Source organism: Colwellia sp. KS18-150, from assembly GCF_057551365.1.
The window spans coordinates 105876-117626 of record NZ_BAAJMC010000009.1 but is presented as its reverse complement, the minus strand read 5'-3'; the positions used below and the strand labels follow the sequence as shown (position 1 = coordinate 117626).

The 11751-nt window shown below is 36.2% G+C and carries 12 protein-coding genes; 5 read left to right on the top strand and 7 right to left on the bottom strand.

What is annotated here, in order from left to right:
• Positions 1 to 685 precede the first annotated feature (685 nt).
• Together AC27IF_RS12770 and trmA are read left to right on the top strand one after the other, a co-directional pair.
• Positions 686 to 1150 carry an RNA recognition motif domain-containing protein gene (locus AC27IF_RS12770; RefSeq protein ID WP_487054718.1) on the top strand — a complete coding sequence of 155 codons (465 nt, stop codon included), beginning with the start codon at positions 686 to 688 and terminating at the stop codon, positions 1148 to 1150.
• Positions 1151 to 1313: 163 nt separating this feature from the next.
• Entirely contained in the window at positions 1314 to 2408 is a 1095-nt protein-coding gene (trmA, locus tag AC27IF_RS12765) for a tRNA (uridine(54)-C5)-methyltransferase TrmA (RefSeq protein WP_487054717.1), read from the top strand.
• 8 nt (positions 2409 to 2416) lie between these two features.
• Here trmA and fabR read toward each other — a convergent pair whose 3' ends face one another.
• Positions 2417 to 3064: an HTH-type transcriptional repressor FabR gene (fabR, locus tag AC27IF_RS12760; RefSeq protein WP_487054716.1), complete on the bottom strand. Its 648-nt coding sequence runs from the start codon at positions 3062 to 3064 to the stop codon at positions 2417 to 2419.
• Positions 3065 to 3247: 183 nt separating this feature from the next.
• Here fabR and AC27IF_RS12755 point away from each other — a divergent pair, with 183 nt between their 5' ends.
• The 3 genes from AC27IF_RS12755 (at position 3248) to AC27IF_RS12745 (ending at position 6397) form a co-directional block, all read left to right on the top strand.
• Positions 3248 to 4366 (top strand): acyl-CoA desaturase, encoded by a 1119-nt coding sequence (locus AC27IF_RS12755; RefSeq protein ID WP_487054715.1) that lies wholly within the window; start codon positions 3248 to 3250, stop codon positions 4364 to 4366.
• Positions 4367 to 4454: 88 nt separating this feature from the next.
• Complete coding sequence (gene sthA, locus AC27IF_RS12750; protein WP_487054714.1) at positions 4455 to 5876, top strand: Si-specific NAD(P)(+) transhydrogenase; 1422 nt, start codon at positions 4455 to 4457, stop codon at positions 5874 to 5876.
• A 26-nt stretch (positions 5877 to 5902) separates the two neighbouring features.
• On the top strand, positions 5903 to 6397 hold the full coding sequence (locus AC27IF_RS12745; RefSeq protein WP_487054713.1) for a SixA phosphatase family protein: 495 nt from the start codon (positions 5903 to 5905) through the stop codon (positions 6395 to 6397).
• 3 nt (positions 6398 to 6400) lie between these two features.
• Here AC27IF_RS12745 and AC27IF_RS12740 read toward each other — a convergent pair whose 3' ends face one another.
• From AC27IF_RS12740 to hflC, 6 genes are all read right to left on the bottom strand, one after another.
• On the bottom strand, positions 6401 to 6760 hold the full coding sequence (locus AC27IF_RS12740; protein ID WP_487054712.1) for a hypothetical protein: 360 nt from the start codon (positions 6758 to 6760) through the stop codon (positions 6401 to 6403).
• A 129-nt stretch (positions 6761 to 6889) separates the two neighbouring features.
• Positions 6890 to 8134, bottom strand: a complete 1245-nt coding sequence (locus AC27IF_RS12735; RefSeq protein WP_487054711.1) for a malic enzyme-like NAD(P)-binding protein — start codon at positions 8132 to 8134, stop codon at positions 6890 to 6892.
• A gap of 402 nt (positions 8135 to 8536) precedes the next feature.
• Entirely contained in the window at positions 8537 to 8875 is a 339-nt protein-coding gene (gene hpf / locus AC27IF_RS12730; RefSeq protein ID WP_487054710.1) for a ribosome hibernation-promoting factor, HPF/YfiA family, read from the bottom strand.
• Between the two features lie 190 nt (positions 8876 to 9065).
• Positions 9066 to 10361, bottom strand: a complete 1296-nt coding sequence (locus AC27IF_RS12725; RefSeq protein ID WP_487054709.1) for an adenylosuccinate synthase — start codon at positions 10359 to 10361, stop codon at positions 9066 to 9068.
• 130 nt (positions 10362 to 10491) lie between these two features.
• Positions 10492 to 10671 carry a DUF2065 domain-containing protein gene (locus tag AC27IF_RS12720; protein ID WP_487054708.1) on the bottom strand — a complete coding sequence of 60 codons (180 nt, stop codon included), beginning with the start codon at positions 10669 to 10671 and terminating at the stop codon, positions 10492 to 10494.
• A gap of 189 nt (positions 10672 to 10860) precedes the next feature.
• Positions 10861 to 11748, bottom strand: a complete 888-nt coding sequence (gene hflC, locus AC27IF_RS12715) for a protease modulator HflC (RefSeq protein WP_487054707.1) — start codon at positions 11746 to 11748, stop codon at positions 10861 to 10863.
• Between the last annotated feature and the right edge of the window lie 3 nt (positions 11749 to 11751).

Here is an 11751-nt window from a genome sequence, read left to right as displayed (position 1 = left end):
TAAATGTCGCATTACATATATAAGTATATATTTATTTGCGTGAACATCGTTCATTAAAGCGTTTTTGTTTCCGAAGAAACTATGTAAAAACAAGTTAATGTGAGTATCCACACAAATTGCATGATAACTAATTGTTAAAGAATTTATCCTAATGGATAAGTTAAACATCTCATTCGTGTTTAACCTTTACTTCAAGCTTTCCCTCGAAGCGGATGCGCATTCTACGCTTCCGAGTTTTGATGTCAACGTTTTTTTTGATTTATTTTAAAAGTTTTTTTCAAACTTTCGAATAACTCATTACTTAATTAAAAGTAAACGTTAAGTTAACTTATTATGATTAAATCAAACGAGATAACTTATCAAAACGTCCAGTTGGTTAAGCTATTTACTTGAACCCCTTGGAACTGGTTGCGCATTGTAGAGATCTTTTAAATTCACGCAAGCTTTATTTTGGATCTTTTATTTGTTTGCTTAGATTACATGCAATAAGGTGAAAATTAACTCTACTTATAGATCTTCAGACTAAACTTGCATATTTTTTACACTTATTGTTGCACTATCATGAAAGCTCGGTAACATAGAATTGTTTTATTTATACTTTTTCGCATACGCCTTTTGTTAATATATGCAGATATAAGTAAGGTAAAATATAGTTTCTCATTAAAATAATAATTAGGTATTCATTATGAAGTCTCCACAAATCTCAACCTTTGTCATAGCGATAGTGTTTGCAATCATCGCTTATTTCATCGCTAGTAACATTTCGGTAACACCTACTATCATTGCTATTATAGTATTAGTTAGTACTTTGATTGCTCCATTACTTAGCGATTTATCCCCACCATCAATAACCGGTCAATCGGCAGCATCAGATGGTGACGTCAAAACCTTATATGTTGGTAATTTACCTTATCGTGCTAACGAAGCTGCAGTTAAAGATTTATTTGCTGAATATGGCCATGTTCAATCTGTACGCTTAATGAAAGATAAACACACTGGTAAACGCCGTGGATTTGGTTTTGTTGAGATGGCAGCTAATGATATAGATAAAGCAATATCCGCTTTAAATGATACTGAGTTTCAACAGCGCACTTTGAAAGTAAGAGAAGCAAAAGAACGTCCTGAAAGAACAGATAACGAAAACGCTTAAATTTTATTAGCGAATCAACACCGAGCCTACTAATGTATATTCATTAGTAGGCTTTTTTATGCCTGCTTGTTTATTCTTTTAAAAAAACCTAGACAATAACTGTCGCGAGCGTAAAATTCGCGGTCTTAATTTATTTCGTCATACACCCACACAAGGCATACCCATGTTTAGTCATATTCACCCCGATAACTACTCAACACAATTATCGAAAAAACAAAACGATATGACAGAGCTATTTTCTTGCTTTAGCATGCCTAACGCCGATGTCTTTTCTTCATCTGAACTTAATTATCGTTTAAGAGCTGAATTTAGAGTTTGGCACCAGGAAGAAGATCTTTATTATATTATGTTTAATAGCGTTACTAAGGAAAAATTCCGTGTCGATGACTTTCCAGTTGCTAGCCAATTAATTAATAAAGCAATGAAGGCTTTGTTGATTGCAATTAAAGATAAACCAGATCTTCGCTATAAATTATTTCAAGTTGATTTTCTTTCTACGCTCAGTGGCGAGCTACTAATTAGTTTGCTTTACCATAAACCATTGGATACTAAATGGGAAAGTGCCGCATTAACTCTGAAGGAGCAATTGTCCTCGATTGCCCCTGTTGACATTATTGGTCGTGCGAAAAAGCAAAAGATCATCTTGAATAAAGATTATGTGATGGAATCTTTGCAAGTAGGAGGTAAAACATTCATTTACCAGCAGGTAGAAAATAGTTTTACGCAACCTAATGGTGGCGTAAATGAAAAAATGCTCCATTGGGCACAGCAAGCAACGATTGATACTAAAGGTGATTTAATAGAGCTGTACTGTGGTAACGGAAATTTCAGCATAGCTTTAGCAGAAAATTTTGACAGAGTCTTAGGTACAGAAATATCAAAAACGTCAGTAAAGTCTGCTCAAGTTAATATCAAAGCTAACAATATTGATAATATTGATATCGTTCGAATGTCTAGTGAAGAGTTTAGCCAAGCGATGAATGGTGAGAGAAAATTCCGCCGATTAGAGGGGTTTGATTTAACAGCATATAACTACGATACAGTATTAGTTGATCCACCAAGAGCGGGTCTAGACCCTGATAGTGTAGAGTTAGTAAGCCGCTTTAATAAAGTAATCTATATCTCATGTAATCCTCATACTTTAAAAGATAACCTTTTACAGTTAACTAAAACTCATAATATTGAACAGTTCGCCTTGTTTGATCAATTTCCTTACACTGACCATATCGAAACAGGGGTTGTTTTAACACGAAAGTAGCTCTTTAATTAACTGCGCGGTTGACGTCGAGACTTATGCCCTGTTTTTCTTCTGTCACTCAAATCTGCTGCGCCTCTAGCAATAAAACGTAGTTGTTGGATCGTTTGTTTTGATAACTGTTCTCGTTCATGTTTATCGTCAATATCTAATGCATCTGAGCCGGCACTAAATACAATAGTGACGGCAGCATTCGCTTGCATATAAGCGACTTCTGCGTCTAGATCATTGGCTTGTAGTAAATAGTCACAAAGCTCCATAGTAAAATAACGAATTTCTCTTATAACAGCGGCTCTAAATGCTGCAGAAGTACCTGAGCGCTCACGTAATAATAAGCGGAATACATTGCCGTTACTTTCGATTAATTCCATAAAAGTTTCAACGGAAATCTGTATAACTGATCCCCCTTTAGCGATTCGTTGTCTAGCCTGACGCATTAACTGCCTTAACGTTAAACCCGCCTCATCTACTAAGGTAAGACCTAACTCATCCATATCAGTAAAATGTCGATAAAAAGATGTCGGCGCTAAGCCCGCCTCTTTAGCCACTTCTCGAAGACTTAAACTAGAAAAACTGCGCTCAGCACTTAATTGACTTAAAGCTGCATCAACTAAAAGTCTACGGGTTTTCTCTTTTTGCTGTGCTCTAACTCCACTCATGCTTAAAACTCATTTAATACTATAATGTCTATAATACTGGAATCCTTCATTAATGTCAGGATACTCAATTAAATTTAAAAAATAAAATTGAATTTCCTTGACTGGTCTGACGATCTAGCTAAACTATAATCATAGCGTACACGTGTAAGCTAAAATTATTTTGATAAAACTCTGAGATCTGAAATGAAAAAACCACCAATTATCTGGCTCAATGTAACTATTTTCATTGCCACATTTTTAGTCGCTATGGTTGCAGTACCATATCGCGCGTTCACTACTGGATTCGACAGCACTGAAATTATCTTTGCATTAATTTGCTTTATATATTGTGGTATGTCTATTACTGCTGGCTACCATAGATTATGGTCGCATAAAACTTATCAAGCCCATTGGAGTTTACGATTAATTTTTGCGCTAGGTGGTGCTTTTGCACTACAAAATAGTATCTTACATTGGTCATCAGATCACCGTATTCACCATAAGCATGTAGATGATAACGATGTAGATCCCTATTCTGCCAAAATGGGCTTTTGGTATTCACATATCGGTTGGATGTGCCGTGAATATCAAGCGCATAGATACCACGATTATAAAAATGTTCGAGATTTACAAAAAGACTCAATAGTGATGTGGCAACATAAACATTATTTATTGCTGTGTTTGATTATGAACTTTGGTATTCCAATCGCTTTCGGTCTTTGGCACGGCAACCTAATAAATAGCCTTTTATTGGTAGGCTTCTTCCGGTTAGTTGCCAGTCATCATACGACTTTCTTTATTAATTCATTAGCTCATATATGGGGTAAGCAGACCTATACCGATAAGAATACTGCTCGAGATAATGGCTTCTTAGCGTTTCTAACATTTGGAGAGGGCTATCATAATTATCATCATATTTTTGAAAATGATTACCGTAATGGTATTCGTTGGTGGCAATTTGATCCGACTAAATGGTTAATAAAGAGTTGTAACTGGTTAGGCTTAACGTCTAAGTTACGTACATCTCCAGAAGATAAAGTAGAGAAAATGCGCCTCGCTATGACGTTAAAACGTAGTAAAGATAAGGCTATAAAATTACCTAATGCGGAGCAGGCACTGCAACAACTACAGCAAGAATATGATTTATTAATCAGTAAGCTAAATGATTATTATCAACTACGTAAAACCTTGCTATTAGAAAAGCGCGGACAAGTCATGGCTGATGTAGAAAAGTCTGAATTAATGAAACAGTATAATGAATTGAAAACTAAAGTCATTGAACAACGGAAAAGCTGGCAAATTTTAACCGAAAAACTTGCATAAAAATCAAGGTAATAAAGCAAAGACTTATTACCTTTCTCCTCAAATCCTGCTAAAATTTTTTCATTAGTAGGAATTTGAGGCCACTCTTTTGAACAAATCTAAAAAACAGCACATTGAAAACTTCGATTTTGACGTCATCATATTAGGCACAGGCCCTGGTGGTGAGGGTGCTTCGATGGAATTAGCGAAAAAAGAAAAAAAGATAGCTATTATCGAACGCTATAAAGATGTTGGTGGAGGCTGTACACATTGGGGAACTATTCCTTCTAAAGCATTACGACAAAGTGTAAGTCGTTTAATTGAGTATAATTCGAACCCTTTATTTAGAGGTCACGATAAAGCTAAGCATTTAACTTGCTCAGATATTCTAAGCCACGCATCTTCAGTAATTCGCAAACAAGTACAACTTCGTAGCGGCTTCTATGATAGAAATCGTGTTCAGTTAATTACTGGTGAAGCCTCTTTCATTGACAGCAATACTATCCAAGTTTTAAAAAATGATGGCTCTATAGAGAAAATTACCGCAAAGAAGATTGTAATCGCGACTGGCTCACATCCTTATAGACCCGATGATATCGACTTTAACCACCCTCGAGTTTACGATTCCGATACCATATTATCTTTAAAACATGAGCCACGCTCCATCATAATATACGGTGCAGGTGTTATAGGTAGTGAATATGCGTGTATATTTAAGGGGCTTGGCGTTAAAGTAGATTTAATTAATACGCGTGATCGTCTGTTATCATTTTTAGATGACGAAATGTCAGACTCGTTAAGTTACCACTTATGGAACAATGGTGTGGTTATTAGACATGGAGAACAAATTGAGCGTGTTGAAACCAGTGACCAAGCGGTTGTTGTGCATTTAGAGTCAGGGAAAAAAATGCGTGCTGATTGCTTACTCTTTGCTAATGGCCGAACGGGTAATACCGTTGATTTAAACCTTGTTAATGCTGGCTTAGAAGCAGATGGCCGTGGCCAACTTAAAGTAAATGATCAGTATCAAACTGATGTAGAAAATATTTACGCGGTAGGTGATGTTATCGGCTATCCAAGTTTAGCAAGCGCTGCTTATGATCAAGGAAGACTTGCTGCATCAGCCATGATAGATCACAAGAGTAGTGCAAAACTCATTGCTGATATCCCTACTGGAATCTATACCATTCCTGAAATCAGCTCAGTAGGCAAAACAGAGCAAGAGTTAACAGAAGCCAAAATTCCTTATGAGGTAGGCCGAGCGCAGTTTAAACATTTAGCGAGAGCTCAAATATCTAACAGTTTAGTCGGCTCTTTAAAAATTCTTTTTCACCGTGAGAGTAAAGAGATTTTAGGGATTCACTGTTTTGGTGAAAATGCTGCTGAAATTATTCACATTGGGCAAGCGATAATGCAACAAACCAATGGCGGCAATACAATTGAATACTTTATCAATACTACATTTAATTATCCTACTATGGCGGAAGCATTTAGGGTTGCAGCATTAAATGGATTGAATAGATTATTTTAATAAAAACAGCAGAGGGTTGAATCGCGATGAAAAAATTGATAGTAATATTATTTAGTTTAACCTTCTCAGCTAACCTCTTTGCTGTTGAAAGTTATAGCATATATTTGGTAAGGCATGCTGAAAAGCAAAAAGAAGGTACTGATCCCAGTTTAACACCTTGCGGGAAAGCTAGAGCAAAACAACTCGCGGTATTATTGTCACAAGTAAATATTAGTCAAGTATATAGCACCAGTTATCAACGCACTCAACAAACTGCAAGCCCACTCGCTAAAGCTGAAAATATTGCTGTTCAAAACTATAACCCTAAATATTTAGAGCAATTGTCGATTCAATTACAACAAAGAAAGCAGAATAGTCTAGTTGTGGGGCATAGTAATACGACTCCGCAACTAGTGGAGCTATTATCTAAGCAACAAATGCCACCATTAACCGAGCAAGACTACCAACAGCTATATCAAATACAATTTACTGGTCAAGAATCAATAGTCACTATTATCACTCAACCACTGAGTTGTCTTTAATGCCTAATGTTCATTTGGTAATAACTTACTGCCTAATTTAATCAATTTAATATTAGAAATTTTAAACAGTGTCCCCCACTGTTTTGTTGTTGCCATATCTGTTACTTCCTGACCTTGGACTTCCAATATGGTATCAGCAATTTTATATTCTTTTGCTAGGTTCATTGGCAAAAGCTTTTTACCTTCATTGGTAATTAAGCCATAAAAACCTCCCTCAAAGTCGAGGTATACAACTTTTACCTGAATCATTTCAGATGCTTCTGTCTTCATATTATTCTGCTCCTGATGAGCACATGAACTTGTAATAACTAATAATGTCGACAACAAAGCAATACATGCTTTATTAATCAGATTGTTTAACATAATAAATCTCCACTGATATACCGCTAACGGCTACATTAGCCATTGCCTTACTCAGCTTACATTAATAAAAAAGGTCATAATAAATTAATATCATGACCTTATCATTAGTGCAAACTTGATGTATTTAACTTAACTTTGCATATAATTTTTTGGCATAGGCAAAGCGGCAACACCCGAGTCAATAGCAGCTTGGGCTACAGCTTGAGCTACGACAGCACACAAACGAGAATCCATAGGCTTTGGAATGATATAATCTTTACCAAAACTTAGACTCTTTTCACCACTAGCTAATAAAACCTCATTCGGTACTTCTTCCTTTGCTAGTGCTCTAATCGCATGAACTGCAGCCACTTTCATTTCATCATTAATGGTACGGGCTCTAACATCTAACGCTCCACGGAAAATAAATGGGAAACACAAAACATTATTAACTTGATTAGGGTAATCTGAACGACCTGTGGCCATAATTAGATCGTCTCGAGCAGCAAGAGCGATTTCCGGCTTGATCTCTGGATCAGGATTTGAACAAGCAAATATTACTGGGTTATCCGCCATTAGTTTTACTTGTTCTGCCGAAAGTAAATTTGGGCCAGAAACCCCAACGAAAACATCAGCACCAGCAATTGCATCGTCTAAAGTGCGTTTGTCGGTATTATTAGCAAATAACTTTTTATACTCATTTAGATCATCACGACGAGTATGCACAATCCCTTTTGAATCAAGCATATAGATTTTTTCACGTTGAGCACCACACTTGATTAGCAACTCCATACAAGCAATCGCCGCAGCTCCTGCACCTAAACAAACAATGTTCACCTGCTTTATATCTTTTCCTTGAATATCTAGGGCGTTCATCATACCTGCGGCTGTTACGATTGCCGTACCATGTTGATCATCATGAAATACCGGAATCTTACAACGTTCTATCAAAGCTTTTTCAATAGCGAAACATTCTGGAGCCTTAATATCCTCAAGGTTGATACCGCCAAAACTATCAGCAATATTAGCGACAGTATTAACAAATTCTTCAATAGTTTTATGTTTCACTTCAATATCAAACGAATCAATATTAGCAAAACGTTTGAATAATAATGACTTACCTTCCATCACTGGCTTTGAGGCCATAGGCCCTAAGTTTCCCAGACCTAGAATAGCTGTACCGTTGCTTATTACAGCGACAGTATTACCTTTAGCAGTATATTTATATACATCGTCAGGGTTGTTGGCGATTTCACGACAAGGCTCTGCGACACCTGGGCTATACGCAAGTGATAAGTCTTCGCTAGTTTCAGCTGCTGTAGTTAACGCTACACTTATCTTTCCTGGTGTAGGTTGAGCATGGTAATCAAGTGCTTGTTGACGAAAATCTGACATAGTTACTTCCTAAAGATCTAAAATGGGCTATACACAACTAATATTGATATAACAAATGATGAATATTGATGTTACCTATGGGTGTAGTGTATTTCATTGCTTATCATCATTTCAAGCCTGTTTGACTATATTAAATCGCTGTAAGCTATATTAAACATATACTTTTACATTTGCTAAATCACATTATTTCGCTAAATACTCACTATTTATCCAAGGTAATTCTTATAAAATAGTCATCTTATATACTTATTAGCCTATAACCAATCAAGGTACAATTATCTCGAAATTAATTTAATATCAATACAAATGTAGTCCAACTTGTATTATTTTACTAAAAATTACTAACAAAAAAGCCGCTCTATTAAAGCGGCTTTGAGTTATAAGTTTCTAATAAAGCAATCTCTATGAGACCATTTGAAAACTGTCAGATTGCTCAACAATATACTTTTGATGAAATTTTGCAGACAAAACCCCTTTACGTCGAGCTAGGGCTACCTGTAATTTTTTTGCCGCGCTTGCAATAGCTGCATAAAGTTTTTTATCTGAGGCCTTCACACTTATATTCGTACCTTCATAATTCGTCGTTATTTCTACTTTTTGCTGATTTGGCTCAACGGTAATAGTGGAGTTGAGTGCCATAATACTCGGATAATGCTTAGAAATTTTAGAGAATTTATTTTCTATAGACTTTTTAATGCCTTCAGTAATCTCAACATGGTGACCGGAAATAAGTATTTTCATAATGTACCTCTATAGTTACTTGCTACTTCGTTGTATTCATCTCTATATTGGTATTTAGTGGGATAACTAGCAAGATGATATTTGCAAAGCTTTGCAACTATTTGTAATTCATCATTTCAAAATATTTCAGGCTTAGAAAAACAAAAACCAACCCTAAGGTTGGTTTTTAATGACAATAATAATTGAGTAATTAAACGAAAGGATTCACTTTAATAATCGTTTCATTACGGTCTGGACCTGTTGAGATAATATCAACTGGGATTCCTGTCACTTCTTCAATGCGCTTTATATAAGCAAGTGCATTAGCTGGTAATGATTCTACTGACGTCGCACCAACAGTGTTTTCACTCCAACCTGGCAATGTTTCATATACAGGTGTTATTTTCTCATAACCCTCTGCAGCAGTTGGTGGTACAGTAATGATATCACCTGCTTCGGTTTTGTAACCCGTACAGATTTTCAGTATTTCTAACCCATCAAGTACATCAAGCTTCGTTAAACAAAAACCTGTAATGCTGTTAACTTGAATAGCGCGATGCATTGCAACAGCATCAAACCAACCACAACGACGCTCACGCCCTGTAGTTGCGCCAAATTCATGACCAACCGTACCTAAATGATTACCGATTTCATCATCTAATTCAGTAGGAAATGGACCCGAGCCAACACGTGTTGTATAAGCCTTAGTAATACCAAGAATATAATCTAAATGGCGAGGGCCTACACCACAACCTGTAGCAACGCCACCAGCTGTTGTATTTGAGGAAGTAACGTAAGGGTATGTGCCATGATCGATATCAAGTAAAGTACCTTGCGCGCCTTCAAACATGATTGAATCACCTTGCTTGCGTGCTTGGTCTAATATTTCTGAGATATCTGCAGTCATGTTCTTAATGATATCAGCAACTGCTAACGCATCAGCAAGTACTTCTTCATAGTTGACTGGCTCAGCTTTGTAATAGTTAACTAATGAGAAATTGTGGTATTCAACAATTTCTTTTAATTTTGCTGCAAAAGACTCTGCACAAAACAAATCACCCACACGTAAGCCACGACGAGCAACTTTATCTTCATAGGCTGGACCAATACCACGACCAGTTGTTCCAATTGCTTTTGAACCTCTAGCAATTTCACGCGCAGCATCTAAAGCGTTATGATAAGGAAGAATTAACGGACATGCGTCGCTGATTAATAAGCGTTCACGTACTGGAACATCTTTATCTTCAAGCATCTTGATTTCTGTCATCAAAGCTTTAGGGCATAGTACTACGCCATTACCAATGAGACATTTTACGTTGTCACGTAACACACCAGATGGAATTAGATGAAGAACGGTTTTCTCACCATCAATCACTAAAGTGTGGCCTGCATTGTGTCCGCCTTGATAACGAACTACATATTTTGCTTTATCGGTTAGTAAGTCAACGATCTTACCTTTACCTTCGTCACCCCATTGGGTTCCTAGAACAACTACGTTTTTGCCCATGTTTAGTTTACTGTTTCGTAAAAAAATTAGGCGGGGATTCTACCAAAAATACAAAATTAGTCCAAGTACTATATGGTGTTTTTTTATCCTTATAAGCTATTTATTATTAAGCTCTGCCACATACAATTACCTACACCATTAATAAAACAATACCTAACAACAACATAGTCAAACCAATAGTACGTAAATTTTGCACTGGCTCTTTAGCTACTCTTAATAAATAATTTCGCCATCGATTAGGAAATAGTGCTGGCCCTGCACCTTCAATGATTAGCACCAGCCCAAATACAGTTAACAATATCTCTATCAAAAGCAATTACCTTGGTTAAATTATAATGATGACATAACATAAAATATTTAGCAGAAAATAGTTGGCTAAGGCTTAAGGTTACATCGATATAAGTTTGAATTGAGAAATAGTGAGCTCAATAAAACAAAAAAGCCAGCATAAATGCTGGCTTTACTATGTCAAATATATGATAGATATTTCAACAAATGATTATTTTTTGTTTTTACTATCATCTTTCAAATATTGAAAGAAATCACTATCAGGCTTAATAACCATTATATCATTCTTGCTACTAAAGCTTTTTTCATACGCTTCTAAACTACGATAAAAACTATAAAACTCAGAGTCTTTCTCATAAGCATCAGCATAAACTTTAGCTGCGGTAGCATCACCTTCACCACGAACTTCATAAGCATTCTTTTGGGCTTCAGCTAACATAACAGTCACTTTAGCATCAATAGTCGCTCGGATAATCTCCGCTTGCTCTTGACCTTGTGATCTATGCTCTTTTGCTACAGCAGTACGCTCTGCGCGCATACGGTCATAAATAGAGTTACTTACCTCTGTTGGTAAGTTGATCGCTTTAATACGAACATCAACAACTTCAATACCTAGATCTTCACGACTACTTTCAGCGCTTTCTAATGCTTTTTGCATAATAGCATCACGATCACCAGAAACGATTTCTTTAATGGTTCTATTACCAAATTCGGTACGTAGGCCATTATTTACTTTTTGTTTCAATAATGCTCGAGCATTATCAACAGAGCCTGATGTACGTAAGTAATACGTTGAAAAATCAACAATACGCCACTTAACGAAAGAATCTACCATCAAATCTTTCTTCTCTGAAGTCACAAAACGATCTGGCGCTTCATCAAGTGTTTGAATACGTGCATCAAGTTTACGAACTGATTCAATAAAAGGAATCTTAAAGTGTAAACCAGGTTCAAAAACCATCATTTTATCTGTCGCAGAATCACGTTTTATTTTTGAAAACTGAAACACAATTCCACGCTGGCCTTCATAAATGACAAATACTGAAGAGACAACTAAAACGAACAATAAGGTTAATATTGCAATGGAAAAATTCTTCATAAC